Origin of the sequence: Pseudomonas lactucae, from assembly GCF_036688725.1 — a bacterium.
In the GTDB taxonomy this organism is placed as follows: Bacteria; Pseudomonadota; Gammaproteobacteria; order Pseudomonadales; family Pseudomonadaceae; genus Aquipseudomonas; species Aquipseudomonas lactucae.
On record NZ_JAQQPT010000003.1, the window covers coordinates 165,387 to 183,103 of the forward strand.

Here is a 17,717-nt window from a genome sequence, read left to right on the forward strand (position 1 = left end):
GGAGCACTGACTACAAGCGTATAGCGCGCTACTGCCGACTACCCTTTGACCAGGATATTGGTAATGGCGTAATCGTTGCCACTTTGTCCAGTTTCTTCGTGGCTATGGACCGCCAAGGTCATTGACGTCGCATTCGCCACAAAAAATCCCTGCAAGCTCGACCAGTACTGGGAGAAGTAAGTGATGGGGGCAACTTGTTGGCTACCGGCCATCAACGACAATCGTGGCAAGGGCGACGCCCCGTTATAACTGCAGGCCAGAATGCTGAATTCATAACGGTGCCCAACGCGCAGTCCGCTATAGACTTTCTGCAGCACGGGGCCGCGATACGCGACACTGGCAGTCCCGTTTTTTACGCAATATCGGCTAAGTTGATAGCTCAACACCATCTCTCCATTTGCCGCCCATCCAGGGTACCAAGCGTTCCAGCCCGCTGAAAATGGTGTGAAATCATATAAAGGTCTGCGCAGTTCCACTGTCAGCGACGGGAATACCACCGCAGCACTTTCATGGGTGCTGCCGTCTGCGGCGACCTTGCAGGTCACCGTCAACTCGCTGCCATCGCGTAATTGCTCCAGCTCGGTTCGCTTCAGCAGATCCGCCAGCCCCGCACTGAGCTCCTCCGCCGAGACGACCTTACCCAGGTAAACAGTGATCACGTGATCACCACCCGCCGCCTTGGTGCCGATCGCCCGCAGCCAAACGGTCTGACCTGGCAGGATGAACCACCAGGGCGCAACTTCAACATTGGCATCTCCAGTGAACGTGGCAAGATCCAGAATGCCGCCATCGGTCGCCGGTGGTGTCGCCTGAGTAATGACAGGGGTGGGCAGTCGCACAGGAACACTGATCACCAGTTCCAGATCCTCTGACGTTTGCAGCTTGCACAGGCTGGCAACGGTGTAGTTGATGGTGACCGTCTTGCCGATCCCACGGATGACCGCTTCACGCGGGATGGCAAAATCCGTGTAGCCCAGACTGCTGTTGCCCGGTTTGGAGGCCAATGGCAGGTCGGTGCCGTCCGAGCGTTTCCAGAACACCGTGATTTGATGCCGATCGTTGATGAGCGGGTATTTCACCCGCAGGGTCACTCCGTTTTTACCGTTGTAAACCGTGAGGTTCGAGCCCACGGCCTGCAGCACGGTCGGAGGCGGCAGGTCCATTGCCTCCTGTTCGATGGAGAAGGTCTTGAACGGAAATTCGACGGCGCTCGCCAGTTCACAGGCGTCGTTGAAGTTCACGGCGAAATGCAGCTCGAACTCACTGCAGTCTTTCAGTTGTTCGAGTTCGTCGCGCGCGACCTGAATATCAACGCCGTCGCTTAGCCATTGGGCGGTGAGCGGCTCGCCCATCAGCACGTCGATTCGTGACGGATTGCCATCCTCACGCGTGCCGGTAATCCACATCCAGCAACATTGCCCCACTGCCGCATAGTCCCATTTTGGAACTACGGCGGTCGCTGAATCGGCGAAGGTGTTGAGATCCAGCACATCGCCAGTGGCCTCTTCCAACCCTGGCTTCGGTAGCCCGGTAATACCCAGAATATCCAACTCAAGCGGCGGCGACGGCCATGTCTCGCCGTCGCGCCGCACGGTGTAGCCGGCCGTTACCTGCCCATTGAAATTGGCACTGATAGCCGAAGGCGGTACGGTGAAATCCACGAACTCGTGGCTGTCGGCTCGCTTGCACTCAAGCGCCGGGCTGCCGGCTCCGGGGGCACCTTCCCAGGAAGGACAGACCCAGTCGCACGGGCACATGTGTTCGTAGCGGACGCGCAAGGTTGCGCCGTTGAGGGTATTGATCGGGTTGATTGAAAATTTTCCCGGTGAGACCTCGACGGCTTCGAGTACTTTGGGTTCGATCAGGTCGAGGTGGGGTTCGGTGAGTACGATCAACGTTTTGGCAGGGAAAAGTCGGTATGTATCAGTTCCAGGCCCATTAAAATTGAGCGCGAATACTGACGTCAGCTGACTACCATGCTGAAGTTGCATGAGCACGGTTAATGGGATCGACCTCATCCACCCACTGGACACATCCTGTTCGGTAATGTTTTCGCCCAAGAAAAATCTCTGATAAAACTTCGAACCATCAATTTTTTTTGTGCCGATCAGGTCCAACCAGAGCGTTTGGATAGGATTAATAAATATCCAGCGATCCACCTTAATAACCGGGTCCTCATCGCACAAAAGCGAAAGGTCCAGATGACCATCGGACTCGTCAATGAACGTCGGTGCAGGCAACCCTTTAGGCCAGCGGATATACACCTCAGCAGTCGGCGATTGGAAATCCTCTTCGTCACGCGTCACGATGTAATGAAAGTGCGTGTACCTATCGATTCGTACACTCACGTAAAACGGTGAAATATGAAACTCGACACAGCCTTCGTCGACCCCATACAACGGGTCAATGGGCGCATATTCACCTTCCAGGGCTTCCCAAAACAAATGGATGCGGTCAGTGTCGCGCATCCCTTCATAACACACCCGGACGGTGCCCCCCTCAAGCAATGCCTGGGGTTCAATGTGACCGTTACTCTCGGTTCCAACCAATTCAGGTTTGTGATTTTCCAGATCCAGCGACAGTGATTTGGGCATTTCGAAACTCCCTCTTGCAGTAAAGCCGTGTCAACACGGAGCCAGACCCGGTGGCCGGCCCCTTGATCACATGCCAAATACAAGAAGATGCCTACTGTCATAATTGACAGTTCCGCCGAATGGGCAGCGATTTCCCGATCAGCGGCCATCCGTCCAGAGCTGCACCGAAACACTTCAAACTATCGATATCAGCGACGATCAGCCAAGGGAATGCTCGCTCAAGGCGGGCACACCGCCTCAGTCGCATCGGTGTGCCCATCACACGACGCCAAACTGAAACACGCCGTATGCACGATAACCCCCAGGTCGTCCTTTCTCAGGCGCTGATCCTTGGCCGGATCACCAACGAGCCTCTCACCCAGACGAACCGATGACACCGGCAAATAATCAATCACCGCCAGCGAGCAAGACATCGCTCACACAGAACAAGAAAGCATAAGATTAGTTCGCCTTCTCATTTGACAATCATTATCATTCATCATAATTTGTTGCCCGGTGTGTAGGAGGCCTCAGCAAGGACGCCCTCCCCTAACTTCTTTTGCAACCAGGTGATTTCCATGACGGAACAAGTATCCACAGGCAGGTGCGACTCACCCCTTCTACAGGCATTCGTCGACAACCGACTGATCCTGGTGAAGATTGCGGCACGTATTACCGGGTGCCGCTCGCGAGCCGAGGACGTAGTACAGGACGCCTACTTCCGCCTGCAATCGGCGCCGACGATCACCTCTTCTTTCAAGGCCCAATTGAGTTATCTATTCCAGATCGTGCGCAACCTGGCCATCGATCATTACCGCAAGCAGGCCCTGGAGCTCAAATACTCCGGGACGGAAGAGGAAGGCTTGAATGTGGTTATTCACGGCGCGTCACCGGAAACGTCACATATCAATTTCAATACCCTGGAAACCATCGCCAACGCCTTGACGGAGCTGCCGCAGCGCACCCGCTACGCGTTCGAGATGTACCGCCTGCACGGCGTGCCGCAAAAGGACATCGCCAAGGAACTGGGGGTTTCGCCGACCCTGGTGAACTTCATGATTCGCGATGCGCTGGTGCACTGCCGCAAGGTGTCGGGCAGCCACAGCGATACGTTCGCGCGCAGGGTCTGACACTCAGGGCGTCGGCATCACGTCAATGCGATACGGCTCGAAAATCTTCAGCATCTGGCCGTCATCGCGCAAACGCTTGAGCATCGCGGAAAACGCCTCGCCCGTGATCGGCGCCTTGGGCCGCAGCAAGGCATAGTGGTGATAGATCTGATCGATGCGCTCCGACACCAGGAACTGCCCGGCCATGTCAGCGTTGCGCACCATGAAGTCACTCAGGTAAGAGCGGGTCACCAGGGCGATATCGGCGCGGCCACGGGCGACCATCAACAGGTTGCTGTCGTGGGAGTAGGTCAACGTCGCGTTGAAATGCTCGGCCATGTTCTTGGGGTCGGGGTTGAAGTTGGCGAAGGCGTAGTGATAGCCGCTGAACACCGCCAGGCGTTTGCCGGAGAGGTTGACGAAATAATCCTGGCCGCGACCGGGCTCACGCTGGGCGACGAAAATTTCCGCGTCCTCCAGGCCCATGTCGACACTGGTGTGGGGAATTTTCTGCCAACCCCAGTCGGGGTTTTCGAAAATGGCCATATCGACCCGGCCCTGCTCGAAATCGCGAAAACGCCGAGGAATCGAAGTGGGCACCAGCACAAACTGGTAGTCGGTCTGCGAGGCGTTCAGGGCCTCCACCAACTGCGGTAACAACCCCGTGTCGGCGCCCTGCTCCGGGCGCACGGTGTAGGGCGGGAAATGCGCCGCGCCGATGCGGACCAGTTGCGCAGCCGAAGCCGACGTCCAGCACGTGGTGCCCAGTGCCCATAAGGTAAGTCCTGCAGCCAGCCGCCATGGCGATAACATCAAGGCACACACCGTTCATCACATTGATGGCGATAAGCTAGGCGTTTTTGTCTGCCGAGACAACTTTCCACTGGCAAATTAATAGTTTGCGCCTCAATCGGCTTTCAAAACCATCAACAGGGCTTCTTCGGCCAATTGCTCAAGGGTCAGGCTGCCTTCATCGCGAAACCAGGTGGTGGTCCAGGACAAGGCGCCGGTAAGAAAGCGCCGCGCGATAAACACATCACCCTTGATATACCCAGCGGCCTTGGCTTCGCCCAGCACCTGCAGCCAGATGTCTTCATACACATCGCGCAAGGCCAGCACCTGGGCCTGCCCCTCGGCCGACAACGAGCGCCATTCATACACCAGCACCGCCATGGCCTCGCCGCTGCCACCCATGATCGACTGCAACTCGCAGCGAATCAGCGCCAGCACGCGTTCGCGCACAGTCGTGGCCTCAAGCAGCGACGCGCGCATCAGCGCGGTGTTGAAGTGGATGGTTTCCTCCATCACCGCCCGCAGGATCTCGTCCTTGCTTTTGAAGTGATGAAAGATGCTGCCGGACTGGATACCCACTGCGCTGGCCAGGTCGCGCACGGTGGTGCGCTCGAACCCCTTGTTGCGAAACAGGTGCGCCGCGGTTTGCAGCAACTTGCCCCGGGCACTGTCGGGGTCGGTCAATTGGCCGCCGTCGACCATGGTGCGCATCACCCCCAGGGTTTTCTGCTCGTCCATGCTGCCCTCACCTCTACTATCGTCTTGGGCGGCAATTTAGGCTGTGACCGCGAGCCAAGCAAGCGCTTGGGTAAAACTTGTATCGGCAGTTTACAAACCAAGCGCTTGCTTGGTAGTCTCGACCGCAGCCATTCGAGGAAGGATTTCTCATGAGCAAGACGGTTCGTATCGGCTGCGCCAGCGCCTTCTGGGGCGACACCTGCACCGCCGCCGCCCAATTGGTGCAAGGCGGCGCGCTGGATTACCTGGTGTTCGACTACCTGGCGGAAGTCACGATGTCGATCCTGGCGGGTGCGCGCATGAAAGATCCCCAGGCCGGTTATGCCACGGACTTCATCGAGGTGCTCACCCCGCTGCTGGGCGAGATCCGGCGCCAGGGCATCCGCGTGATCAGCAATGCCGGCGGCATCAACCCGCTGGCCTGCGCGGCCGCCCTGCAAACCGCCTGCGACACGGCGCAGGTCCCGCTGAAAATCGCCGTGCTGCTGGGCGATGACCTGCAACCCCAGCTCAAACAGCTGCACGGTGTGACCGACATGTTCAACGGCACGCCGCTGCCGCCGATGTGCGTGTCGGCCAATGCCTACCTCGGCGCACCGGGCATCACCCAGGCCTTGCAGTTGGGCGCCGATATCGTCATCACCGGCCGGGTGGTCGACAGCGCTGTGGTCAGTGCCGCGCTGGTGCATGAATTCAACTGGTCCTGGCACGACTATGACCGCCTGGCCCAGGCCGCACTGGCCGGGCATATCATTGAATGCGGGGCCCAGTGCACCGGCGGTAATTTCACCGATTGGCGCGATGTACCGGACTATGAACACATCGGTTTCCCCATCGTCGAGGTCAGCGCCGACGGCCAGTTCACCGTCAACAAGGTCGATGGCAGCGGCGGGCTGATCAGCGAACTCAGCGTCGCCGAACAACTGTTGTATGAAATCGGCGACCCACGCGCGTATGTATTGCCCGATGTGATCTGTGATTTCAGCCAGGTCAAACTGCAGCAGCAAGGCAGGCACCAGGTGCGCCTGCACGGCGCCAAGGGCTTGCCGCCGACCGCTCACTACAAGGTCAGCGCCACGTATCCCGATGGCTTTCGCTGCACCGCCAGTTGCCTGATCGCCGGGATCGATGCGGTGGCCAAGGCCGAGCGGGTCAGCCAGGCAATCATCCACAAGACCTCGGAGTTATTCAGCCAGCGCGGTTGGGCACCGTACACCGAGGTGAATATCGAACTGCTCGGCAGTGAAGCGACCTACGGCGCCCACGCCCAGCGCCAGGATTGCCGTGAAGTGGTGGTGAAGCTGGCCGTGCGGCACCCCAACAAGCAGGCGCTGGTGCTGTTCGCTCGCGAGATCGCCCAGGCCGCCACCGGCATGGCGCCGGGGCTCACCGGCATCGTCGGCGGACGGCCGACGGTGTACCCATTGATCCGATTGTTTTCGTTCCTGATCGACAAGGCAGGCTGCACGGTCGCCATCGATTACCAGGGCCAACGCCATCCCGTCCAATTGCCCAGCGCCGCCGCGCTGCAAGCGCCGGTCGCGCCTATCGACGTGCCCAAGCCCGAGGGCCACGCCGATGCCAGCGTGCCGCTGGTCAAACTCGCTGTGGCGCGCTCCGGCGACAAGGGCAACCACAGCAACATCGGCGTGATCGCCCGCGACCCCGCGTACCTGCCATGGATCGCCGAGGCGCTGACCCCGGAGGTAGTCGTCGACTGGATGGGCCACGTGCTCGACCCCGTCTACGGGCGTGTCGAACGCTGGTACCTGCCCGGCAGCCACAGCCTGAACTTCCTGCTGGAAAATGCCCTGGGCGGCGGCGGTATCGCCAGCCTGCGCATCGACCCCCAAGGCAAGGCCTTTGCCCAGCAGTTGCTGGAAATCCCCATCGCCGTACCGCAACACATCGCCGAGCAATTCAAATAAGGAGCGTTGCCGTGGCTTTCGACTCGATCTTCAAAGCCGACCTGTTCCAGGGGCATACCGTGATTGTCACCGGTGGCGGCAGCGGTATTGGCCGCTGCACCGCCCACGAGCTGGCGGCGCTTGGTGCCCAGGTGATCCTGGTCGGGCGCAAGCCGGAAAAACTGGAAAAGGTCGCGGCAGAGATCACCGAGGATGGCGGTATCGCGCAATGGGGCGCTTGCGACATTCGCGATGAAAGCAGCGTCACCACCCTCGTCAGCCATCTGATTCAACAGTACGGTCCAATCCACGGCCTGGTGAATAACGCCGGCGGCCAGTACCCCGCTCCGCTGGCCTCGATCAACCAAAAGGGTTTCGAAACCGTGGTGCGCACCAACCTGGTCGGCGGTTTCCTGATGGCGCGCGAGGTGTTCAATCAATCGATGAATAAGCACGGCGGCGCCATCGTCAACATGCTCGCCGACATGTGGGGCGGCATGCCCGGCATGGGCCACTCCGGCGCGGCGCGGGCAGGCATGGACAATTTCACCAAGACCGCCGCCGTTGAATGGGGCTGCGCCGGTGTGCGGGTCAACGCCGTGGCGCCGGGCTGGATCGCCTCCAGCGGCATGGACACCTATGAGGGTGCGTTCAAGGCGGTAATCCCGAGCTTGCGCGAACATGTGCCGCTCAAGCGCATCGGCACCGAATCGGAAGTCAGCGCCGCCATCGTGTTTCTGCTCAGCCCCGCCGCCGCCTTCATCAGCGGCAGCACCCTGCGCATCGACGGTGCCGCCAGCCTCGGCAGCCGCGCCTGGCCGCTGCACAAGGCACAGCCACCAGGCGCGCCGTTCAACGGTTTCCACCGGGCGTACCTGCCGGATGTACTCAAGGCGGGGGAATAGCGCATGCCGGTGATTGAAAGTCTGATCGACCCCCACAGCCCCCAGTTCGCGCAGAACCGCAACGCCCTGCTGGAAAGCCTCCAGCACCTGCGCCAACTGGAGCAGAACCTGTTGAACAAGGCCCAGGAAGCCAAGCCCAAGTTCGACCAGCGCGGCCAACTGCTGCCGCGAGAACGCCTGAACCTGCTGCTGGACCCCGGCGCGCCGTTCCTGGAACTGGCCAGCCTGGCCGGCTACAAGTTGCATGATGACAAGGACGGCAGCGCCGCCGGCGGTGGGTTGATCGCCGGTATCGGTTACGTCAGCGGCGTGCGCATGCTGGTGGTGGCGAACAACAGCGCGATCAAGGGCGGCACCATTTCCCCCACCGGTCTGAAGAAATCCCTGCGCCTGCAACAGATCGCCCTGGAAAACAAACTGCCGATGGTGACTCTGGCCGAGAGCGGCGGCGCCAACCTCAACTACGCCGCCGAGATTTTCGTCGAAGGCGCGCGCAGCTTTGCCAACCAGGCGCGCATGTCGGCCATGGGCCTGCCGCAGATCACCGTGGTGCATGGCTCGGCCACGGCGGGAGGGGCGTATCAGCCGGGGCTGTCGGATTACGTGGTGGTGGTGCGCGGCAAGGCCAAGCTGTTTCTCGCCGGTCCGCCACTGCTCAAGGCCGCCACCGGCGAGATTGCCACCGATGAAGAGCTGGGCGGCGCCCAGATGCATGCGCAAACCGCCGGCACCGCCGAATACCTGGCGGAAAACGACGCGGACGGCATACGCATCGTGCGTGAAATCGTCGGGCTGTTGCCGTGGGACGACCGCCTGCCGCCAGCACCACGACACACCTACACAGAACCGCTGTACCCCATCGACGAACTGCTGGGATTGATCCCCAACGACCCGAAAAAGCCCTACGACGTGCGCGAAATCCTGGCGCGCCTGGCCGACGCGTCCCACTGGCTCGAATTCAAGGCGGAGTTCGACTCCCACACCGTCTGCGGCCACCTGCATATCCAGGGCCGCGCCGTGGGCGTGATCGGCAATAACGGCCCCATCACCCCCAAGGGCGCGAGCAAGGCGGCGCAGTTTATCCAGCTGTGCGACCAGAGCCGCACGCCGCTGCTGTTCCTGCATAACACCACCGGCTTCATGGTCGGCACCGAGTCCGAGCAGCAAGGGGTGATCAAGCACGGCGCGAAGATGATCCAGGCGGTGGCCAATGCGCGGGTGCCTAAGCTCACGATTGTGGTCGGCGGCTCCTATGGCGCCGGCAATTACGCAATGTGCGGCCGCGGCCTCGACCCGCGCTTTATCTTCGCCTGGCCCAACAGCCGCACGGCAGTGATGGGCGGCGCGCAGGCGGGCAAGGTGCTGCGTATCGTCACCGAGGCCAAGCAGTTGAAAGACGGGCTGGTGCCCGATCCCAAAATGCTGGACATGCTGGAGCAGGTCACCGCACAGAAACTAGACAGCCAATCCACTGCGCTATATGGCAGCGCGAACCTGTGGGACGACGGGCTGATCGATCCACGGGATACGCGAACGTTGCTCGGTTTTTTGCTGGATATCTGCCATGAGGCCGAAGTACGGCAATTGCAACCGAACAGCTTCGGCGTGGCGCGTCTCTAACAGGAGAACAACAACAATGATCTTCACCCAGGAACATCAGGAGCTGCGCCGCTGCGTGCGCGCCTTCGTCGACCGCGAGATCAACCCCCATGTGGACGAATGGGAAAAGGCCGGGCGCTTTCCCATCCACGAGATCTTCCGCAAGGCCGGCGACCTCGGCCTGCTGGGCATTTCCAAGCCGGAAAAGTTCGGCGGCATGGGCCTGGACTACAGCTACTCGATTGTCGCCGCCGAAGAGTTCGGCACCATCCATTGTGGCGGCATTCCCATGTCCATCGGTGTGCAGACCGACATGTGCACCCCCGCCCTCGCCCGCTTCGGCTCCGATGAACTGCGTGACGAATTCCTGCGCCCGGCCATCAGCGGCGAACAGGTCGGTTGCATCGGCGTTTCGGAAACCGGCGCCGGCTCCGACGTCGCCGGGCTCAAGACCCATGCGCGCAAGGACGGCGCTGACTACGTGATCAACGGCAGCAAAATGTGGATCACCAACTCGCCCAGCGCCGACTTCATCTGCCTGTTGGCCAACACCTCCGACGACAAGCCGCATATCAACAAATCACTGATCATGGTGCCGATGAACACCCCGGGTATCAGCGTCAGCCCGCCCCTGGAAAAACTCGGCATGCACAGCTCCGAAACCGCCCAGGTGTTCTTCGACGAGGTGCGCATACCGCAGCGCAACCGCATCGGCCATGAAGGCGCGGGGTTCATGATGCAGATGCTGCAGTTCCAGGAGGAACGCCTGTTCGGCGCGGCCAACATGATCAAGGGCCTGGAGCACTGCATCGACAGCACCATTGCGTACTGCAAGGAGCGCCGGACCTTCGGCAAGGCACTGATCGACAACCAGGTGATCCACTTTCGCCTGGCCGAACTGTCCACCGAAATCGAATGCCTGCGGGCGCTGGTCTATCAGGCCACCGAGCAATACATCAAGGGCCAGGACGTGACGCGCCTGGCCTCCATGGCCAAACTCAAGGCCGGGCGCCTGGGCCGCGACGTCAGCGACAGCTGCCTGCAATACTGGGGCGGCATGGGCTTCATGTGGGACAACCCGGTGGCACGGGCCTATCGCGACGTGCGCCTGGTGTCGATCGGCGGCGGTGCCGACGAGATCATGCTGGGCATCATCTGCAAGCTGATGGGCACCCTGCCAGGGAAAAAACCATGAACACCTTGCTGCTCGAACCCCATAACGGCGTGCTGCACATCACCCTGAACCGGCCCGGATGCCGCAATGCCATGAGCCTGGAGATGGTCAACGAATTGCGTGCGGTGGTGGCGCAATTGGACAGCCAGACGCGCGCCGTGGTGATCAGCGGCGCGGGCGGGCACTTCTGCGCCGGGGCGGATGTGAAGGACCTGGTCACCGCGGGCGGTCATTTGGCCGCGCTGAACCGGGCGTTTGGCAGCCTGCTGCAAGAAGTGGAAGCGGTTTCGCAGGTGGTGATCGTGGTGCTGCAAGGTGCGGTGTTGGGCGGCGGGTTTGGCCTGGCATGCGTGAGTGACATTGCGATTGCCGATCACAAGGCGCAGTTCGGGTTGCCGGAAACCAGCCTGGGCTTGCTGCCGGCACAGATTGCGCCGTTTGTAGTCAAGCGCATCGGCCTGACTCAGGCACGGCGGTTGGCGCTGACGGCGGCGCGGTTCGATGGGGTTGAGGCCGAACGATTGGGGCTGGTGCACTTTACCGAAAGCGATCCGCAGGCGCTGGCGCAGCGACTGGATGAAGTGCTGGGGCAAGTGCTGCAGTGCGCGCCGCGGGCGAATGCACGAACCAAGGCGCTGTTGCTAGCCAGCGTGGACCAGCCGTTGGGGCCGCTGCTGGACCAGGCGGCGCAGTGGTTTGCCGAGGCGGTGAGCGGTGAAGAAGGGATTGAAGGGACACAGGCTTTTGTGCAGAAGCGTAGGCCTGGGTGGTGCAAATGAAGCCATCGGGGCAAGCCACCTCCCACATCTGGACCCAGTTCGACCTGCCACACCGGTCGGCTTTAAGGTCTGCGTTACCGAAGAAACGGATATGTACTCGATCCCAAGGGAAACAACCATGCCGCGATTCACAAAGATTCTGATCGCCAACCGCGGCGAAATCGCCTGTCGCATCCAGCGCACCGCCCAGGCCCTGGGCTACCGCACCGTGGCGGTGTACAGCGACGCCGATGCCTGGGCCCTGCACGTGCAAATGGCTGACGAAGCGGTGAATATCGGCCCGGCGCCGGTGCAGCAGTCGTACCTCAACATCGACGCTATCCTTGACGCTGCCCAACGCACAGGCGCCGACGCCATCCACCCCGGCTACGGCTTCCTCTCGGAAAACCCCGAGTTCGCCCAAGCCTGCCTGAACGCCGGCATCACCTTTATCGGCCCCAGCCCCGAAGCCATCGCACTGATGGGCAGCAAGCGCCTGTCCAAACTGGCCATGCTCAACGCCGGCGTGCCGTGCATCGCCGGTTACCAGGGCAGCGCCCAGGACGACACCACCCTGCACGCCGAAGCCGAGCGCATCGGCTACCCGTTGATGATCAAGGCCAGCGCCGGCGGCGGCGGTCGGGGCATGCGCCTGGTGCATCAGCGCGAGCAGTTGCTGGAACACTTGCGCACCGCCCGTTCAGAAGCTCAGAACGCCTTCGGCAGTGACGAGCTGATCCTCGAACAGGCCCTGATCGAACCGCGCCATGTCGAAATCCAGCTGTTCGGCGATACGCAGGGCAACCTTATTTACCTGGGCGAACGCGACTGCTCGATCCAGCGCCGCCATCAAAAAGTCATCGAAGAAGCGCCCTGCCCGGTGATGACATCCGAGCTGCGCCAGGCCATGGGCGAGGCCGCGCTCAAGGCCGGCCGCGCGGTGAACTATGTGGGCGCCGGCACCGTGGAGTTCCTGCTCGACCGCAACGGCCGGTTCTACTTCCTGGAAATGAACACCCGCCTGCAGGTGGAACACCCGGTCACCGAACTGATCACCGGCCTCGACCTGGTGGCCTGGCAACTGCAGATTGCCGCCGGCCAACCGCTGCCACTCACCCAACCGCAGGTGACCCTGAGCGGCCACGCCATGGAAGTGCGCCTGTACGCCGAAGACCCGGCCCAGGGTTTCCTGCCGCAAACCGGCGAGGTGCTGCGCTGGGAGCCCGCGCCTGGGATCCGGATCGACCATGGGCTGCGCGAAGGCGCCACCATCAGCCCGTTCTACGACGCCATGCAAGGCAAGCTCATCGCCCACGGCGCCACCCGCGAAGAAGCCCGGCGCAAGCTGCTGCGGGCGGTGGAGGACAGCGTGCTGCTCGGCGTCACCACCAACCAGCGCCTGTTGGCCGAGCTGCTCAAGCATCCGGACTTTATCCGTGGTGACTTCAGCACCGCGTTTATCGCCGACCACTTCAACGTCATCCCACCCCTGGCGCCGACCGATGAACAGCTCGCCCTGGCCGCCGCGCTGTTTTATCACCACGGCGCCGACCAGCATCCCCCAGGCTTGACGGGATGGCGGAACAACCTCGGCACGCCTTGGACCTGTCGCCTCGAGGTCAACGACGACATCCATACGATCACCGTCAGCCCCCTGCAACTCACCACCGATGGCCGCCACGCCACCGTGGTACTCAATGGCATCCGTCGCCGCATCCCCTATCACCTCCACGGCAACCGGCTGTGGCTGCAAGGCGTGACGGTGACCGACCGTACCCACCAAGCCGCCCACCGCCAGGCCGATGTTCGCAGCGGCACGCTCAAGGCGCCGATGGACGGCGCCATCGTCGACGTGCGGGTCAGTGCCGGTGACCGCGTGAGCAAAGGCCAACTGCTGCTGGTGCTGGAAGCCATGAAAATGGAGCATCCGCTGACCGCAGGCATCGATGGCATCGTCAAAGGCGTGCAAGTACTCGCGGGCGATCAGGTGCGCAATCGCCAGGTGTTGCTGGAGATCGAATAGACCCTAGGCGGAACTACAAGGCCGGGCTACGCTCTATCCCCATCAGGAAGGGAAGAGTACGGGAACCTGCACGATGCCTCATTGGCTGATTATTGATCTTGAAGCCACAACGGATGAAGGCGGCTGGCCCGTGACGGAGATGGAAGTCATCGAGATCGGCGCAAGCCTGGTCAACCGCCAGGGCCGCGAACTGGACCATTTCCAGCGCTTTGTGCGGCCGCTGCGCCGTCCATTGCTGACGCCCTTTTGCCGCCAGCTGACCCACATCACCCAAGCCAACATCGACGCCGCCGCCCCTGTCACCGAGGTGTGGCCCCTGTTCGAGCGCTGGTTGGGCCAGCATCAGGCGCGCCTGGAAGGCTGGGCCAGCTGGGGCGATTACGATCGCGTGCAGCTAGAGCTCGAATGGCAGCGCCATGGCCTGGCCAGCGCCCTGGCAGACACGCCCCATGTGAACCTCAAGCAGCGCTTCGCCAAGGCCCGGCGCCTGGACAAGCCCCTGGGACTCAATGGGGCGCTGCAATTGGCGGGAATGCAGTTCCATGGCCAGCAACATCGGGCATTGGAAGATGCACGTAACACCGCACGCCTGCTGCCGCTGATTTTGCCGGTCTAGGCAGCTTCCCCGGCCTTGGGCATACTGGCCGACCTTTCCAGCCCCTTTTTCCGAGGAATCGCCCATGTTCAAAGTCAACGAGTACTTCGACGGCACCGTCAAGTCGATCGCTTTCGGCACCGCAGAAGGTCCGGCGACCATCGGCGTCATGGCCCCGGGTGAATACGAATTCGGCACCGCCCAGCGTGAAATCATGCACGTGGTCTCAGGCGCCCTTATCGTCAAGTTGCCTGATGCCGAGTGGAAAACCTTCGCCGCCGGCAGTCAGTTCAACGTGCCGGCCAACAGCAAGTTCCAACTGAAGGTCGCCGTGGACACCGCTTACCTGTGCGAATACCGCAGCTAAGGGTTGCACCGCTGAAAAAAATGCCCGTCTCCTGCGAGACGGGCATTTTTTATGGGCGTCGGCTATTACTCGAGGACCGTCACCGCCATGCCCACTTCCAGGCGCCCCACCCCGTCGTTGACCAGGTTCTGGCCGAACATCGCGCCTTGTTCGGTCTTGCGGTAAGTCTGAAGGGTGGCAAAGGGTTCACGGTCGGCACTGCGCTCGCCGGTCTGCGGGTCGATGGTGGTGAGCACGCAGCGTGAGCAGGGCTTGACCACACGAAATTCGACATCGCCGATGCGCAGGCGTTTCCAGCCATCTTCGGCAAAGGCTTCACCGCCCTCGATCACCAGGTTGGGGCGAAAGCGCAGCATTTCCATGGGGCGGCCGATTTCCCGCGAGAGGTCATCAAGGGAACCCTGGCCGATCAGCAGTAGCGGATAACCGTCGGCGAACGCCACCTGGTCATCATCGCGGCCATAGCCCGCCTGGGTGGTACGCGCCCGTTCCAGCGGCATTTGCACCAGGCGCGTCGGCTTGCCGATGAACTCGCTGACCCAGGCGGCGGCCGCAGTACCGGCGTCCGGTACGCGCAGGGTGTCGTTCCAGAGGGTCACGCCGCGCAGTTCGCTGGCGCTGTCGGGCAATGCCACGTCCAGGGACGGGTAGCCCGGCGAACTCAGCGTGAGCCCGCCGGCCGCGTTCCACAACGCCGACAGCTGGCTCATCTTCGCCACCGCGCGCTGCGTAAGGAAACGCCCACTGGCCTCGTCCACCAGCATCCAGCGTCGATCCCCCTCCAACCCGAGCTTATCCAGGCCTACCGCCTGCAAGGTTTCGGCCTTGCCGGACTTCAAGGGGTAACGGTACAACGCGCTGAGACGAAGCATGGGCCTGCATTCCTGGACGGCAAAGATGCCCACCCTAAGGTCAAGCCGAGGCTTCGTCCAGCATCAGTCGCTGACGCACCACATCCACCAGTTTGTCGGGCTGGAATTTGGACAGGAAATTGTCGCAACCGACCTTCTTCACCATCGAGTCGTTGAAGCTGCCGGACAGCGAGGTGTGCAGCACCACATACAACTTGCGCAGGCGCGGGTCGTTACGGATCTCGGTGGTGAGGCGGTAGCCGTCCATCTCGGGCATTTCGGCGTCGGTGAAGATCATCAGCAGCTTGTCGGTCATCACGTGGCCGGCGTCGGCCCAGGCCTTGAGCATGTTCAGCGCCTTGAGGCCGTCGCTGGCAATGTGCATCTTCACGCCCAGTTGGCCCAGGGTGTCGCGCAGCTGCGACAGGGCGACGTTGGAGTCGTCCACCAGCAGCACTTCGCGGCCACGGGCGCGCTCCAATACCGGATCTTCGAGCTTTTCACGGGACACCTTGGCGTTGTAGGGCACGATCTCGGCGAGGACTTTCTCCACGTCGATGATCTCCACCAGCTGGTCATCGACCTTGCTGATCGCGGTGAGGTAATGCTGGCGCCCGGCGCTGGTCGGCGGCGGCAGGATGGCTTCCCAGTTCATGTTGACGATGCGGTCCACGCCGCCGACCAGGAACGCCTGCACCGAGCGGTTGTACTCGGTGACGATGATGGTGCTGTTCGGGCCCGGCACCAGCGGGCGCATACCGATGGCCTGGGACAGGTCGATCACCGGCAGGGTCTGGCCACGCAGGTTGACCACACCGCACACGAAAGGGTGACGCTGAGGCATCAGGGTCAGCTTGGGCAGTTGCAGGACTTCCTGCACCTTGAATACGTTGATCGCGAACAACTGCCGCCCGAACAGCCGAAACATGAGGATTTCCAGGCGATTCTCACCCACCAGTTGCGTGCGTTGGTCTACCGAGTCGAGAATGCTGGCCATCAAATGCTCCTGGTGTGCGCAGATAACATCATGCGCGAGGGATTATGCAGTGCTGTAAGCGGGTTATCGGCGGCGAACGCCGGATCTTGACCCCAATAAAATGCCATGCAAACCCATTGATGTCACACTGACATCATGCTCTACTGCGCAGGTGCTCCAAGAGAGCCGCACCGCCACCTCGCGACATTCAAAGCATCGCGAAGTTCCTCTATATAGGGGATTCCCCTAGGCGCAATCAGGCCCAACCTGATATTCGCAATATCTAATAGCCATTAATGTGACGCCATTCTCATTGCATGAATGGAGTCAGGCTTTTGTTTGCCACGCCAAGCCCCCGGCCCACGGGTATTTCAGACGTAAGTGTCACGTCCCTTGACGGTGTGCAACCGAGCCCACTCACCCGGGCCGAGCGTCGCCGTCCCTGTCATTCAAATAAACGTCCTACTGAATTATCGGATTCGACCTACAGGTCAAAGTCAATTTTCGGCGCTATTTTTAAGTCATTCACCCGGTGCAGCATCTCATCGCCCGACCTTACGTTGTGGAGACTTGTATGATGAACAGCGCAAATGAATGGCAAACCACACTCCCCCAATTCTTGCTTGAGGCGCAAAAGCTGCTGACCAAGTCAGAAGAGTGCCTGAGCCATCTGCACCTGATTCGCGATGACAGCGATGCCATCGACTGCATGAAGACCAGCCTGATCAAACTGGCCGAAAAGGCCGACAGCCTGGCACTGCAGGCCATCAGTGAGTTCTCCCGGCATATCCAGCAACTGATCGCCAACGCCGAAAGCCCGATGCAATTGCATGACCAGGCGCTGGACGCGCTGCATGACTGCCTGACCCTGCTGGCCTGGCAACTGGAGCTGATCGATGTCCGGACCGGCGAGTTGACCATGGATGAGAGTGAACAGGCCACGCTGATCGCAACCGTCACCTTGCAGATTCCGCAGAAAAACTTCAGTCATAAACCGCAGCAACGTGTGCATCCGGCACTGTGAGGCGTATGCACCTGCCAACGACAGGATCAACTAACGCACTGCACTTTTAACGCACTGCACGTTACCCGGCACACAACAATAGCAATAAGCCATCACTGCTCATAGCGATACAACCTCCTTTAGACTTCCCCACAACGCCATGAACACTGGGAATACCGCCCAGGTATCGGCGCGATTAATGAGCCGGCCGGGCCACTGCGCCAGGCGACCAACGGTAAGAGTGGTGGTACTATGCCTCGCTCGAAGTGACTCAACTTCATCATGTATAAAACAGACTCGACAACGCGTTCCCAACAGAGTCCGGCCAATCGCCATGACCGGTCTCC

15 protein-coding genes are annotated in these 17,717 nt (G+C 61.1%); 10 read left to right on the forward strand and 5 right to left on the reverse strand.

Features of this window, described 5'->3' with window-relative positions:
• Positions 1-38 precede the first annotated feature (38 nt).
• Positions 39-2,594, reverse strand: a complete 2,556-nt coding sequence (locus tag V6M90_RS04300; RefSeq protein ID WP_332846133.1) for a hypothetical protein — start codon at positions 2,592-2,594, stop codon at positions 39-41.
• A 557-nt stretch (positions 2,595-3,151) separates the two neighbouring features.
• Here V6M90_RS04300 and V6M90_RS04305 point away from each other — a divergent pair.
• Positions 3,152-3,703, forward strand: a complete 552-nt coding sequence (locus V6M90_RS04305; RefSeq protein ID WP_003175266.1) for an RNA polymerase factor sigma-70 — start codon at positions 3,152-3,154, stop codon at positions 3,701-3,703.
• Between the two features lie 3 nt (positions 3,704-3,706).
• Here the strand turns inward: V6M90_RS04305 and V6M90_RS04310 are convergent, their stop codons facing one another.
• On the reverse strand, positions 3,707-4,495 hold the full coding sequence (locus V6M90_RS04310; RefSeq protein ID WP_003175267.1) for a substrate-binding periplasmic protein: 789 nt from the start codon (positions 4,493-4,495) through the stop codon (positions 3,707-3,709).
• 93 nt (positions 4,496-4,588) lie between these two features.
• Positions 4,589-5,212: a TetR/AcrR family transcriptional regulator gene (locus tag V6M90_RS04315; RefSeq protein ID WP_003175268.1), complete on the reverse strand. Its 624-nt coding sequence runs from the start codon at positions 5,210-5,212 to the stop codon at positions 4,589-4,591.
• Positions 5,213-5,361: 149 nt separating this feature from the next.
• On the opposite strand from V6M90_RS04315, the gene V6M90_RS04320 reads away from it, so the two are divergent.
• The 8 genes from V6M90_RS04320 (at position 5,362) to ppnP (ending at position 14,540) form a co-directional block, all read left to right on the forward strand.
• A complete protein-coding gene (locus V6M90_RS04320) occupies positions 5,362-7,140 on the forward strand; it encodes an acyclic terpene utilization AtuA family protein (protein WP_003175269.1) in 1,779 nt (592 codons plus the stop codon).
• An 11-nt stretch (positions 7,141-7,151) separates the two neighbouring features.
• The gene (locus V6M90_RS04325) at positions 7,152-8,024 is read left to right on the forward strand and encodes an SDR family oxidoreductase (protein ID WP_141063606.1); all 873 of its coding nucleotides are present in this window, start codon (positions 7,152-7,154) and stop codon (positions 8,022-8,024) included.
• A 3-nt stretch (positions 8,025-8,027) separates the two neighbouring features.
• The gene (locus tag V6M90_RS04330; protein ID WP_332846134.1) at positions 8,028-9,644 is read left to right on the forward strand and encodes an acyl-CoA carboxylase subunit beta; all 1,617 of its coding nucleotides are present in this window, start codon (positions 8,028-8,030) and stop codon (positions 9,642-9,644) included.
• Between the two features lie 16 nt (positions 9,645-9,660).
• Positions 9,661-10,818, forward strand: a complete 1,158-nt coding sequence (gene atuD / locus V6M90_RS04335) for a citronellyl-CoA dehydrogenase (protein WP_332846135.1) — start codon at positions 9,661-9,663, stop codon at positions 10,816-10,818.
• A complete protein-coding gene (locus tag V6M90_RS04340) occupies positions 10,815-11,576 on the forward strand; it encodes an enoyl-CoA hydratase/isomerase family protein (protein WP_332846136.1) in 762 nt (253 codons plus the stop codon). Before atuD ends, V6M90_RS04340 begins: the two co-directional genes overlap by 4 nt.
• A 118-nt stretch (positions 11,577-11,694) precedes the next feature.
• Positions 11,695-13,578, forward strand: a complete 1,884-nt coding sequence (locus tag V6M90_RS04345) for an acetyl/propionyl/methylcrotonyl-CoA carboxylase subunit alpha (RefSeq protein ID WP_003175274.1) — start codon at positions 11,695-11,697, stop codon at positions 13,576-13,578.
• A 73-nt stretch (positions 13,579-13,651) separates the two neighbouring features.
• Positions 13,652-14,194, forward strand: coding sequence for an exonuclease domain-containing protein (locus V6M90_RS04350; RefSeq protein ID WP_003175275.1), 543 nt, complete (start codon positions 13,652-13,654; stop codon positions 14,192-14,194).
• Positions 14,195-14,258: 64 nt separating this feature from the next.
• Positions 14,259-14,540, forward strand: a complete 282-nt coding sequence (gene ppnP, locus V6M90_RS04355) for a pyrimidine/purine nucleoside phosphorylase (RefSeq protein ID WP_332846137.1) — start codon at positions 14,259-14,261, stop codon at positions 14,538-14,540.
• Between the two features lie 65 nt (positions 14,541-14,605).
• Here ppnP and V6M90_RS04360 read toward each other — a convergent pair whose 3' ends face one another.
• Together V6M90_RS04360 and V6M90_RS04365 are read right to left on the reverse strand one after the other, a co-directional pair.
• Entirely contained in the window at positions 14,606-15,412 is an 807-nt protein-coding gene (locus V6M90_RS04360; protein ID WP_003175277.1) for an MOSC domain-containing protein, read from the reverse strand.
• Positions 15,413-15,452: 40 nt separating this feature from the next.
• Complete coding sequence (locus V6M90_RS04365; protein WP_003175278.1) at positions 15,453-16,388, reverse strand: chemotaxis protein CheV; 936 nt, start codon at positions 16,386-16,388, stop codon at positions 15,453-15,455.
• 553 nt (positions 16,389-16,941) lie between these two features.
• Here V6M90_RS04365 and V6M90_RS04370 point away from each other — a divergent pair.
• Positions 16,942-17,391 (forward strand): hypothetical protein, encoded by a 450-nt coding sequence (locus V6M90_RS04370; protein WP_176156659.1) that lies wholly within the window; start codon positions 16,942-16,944, stop codon positions 17,389-17,391.
• Positions 17,392-17,717 lie beyond the last annotated feature (326 nt).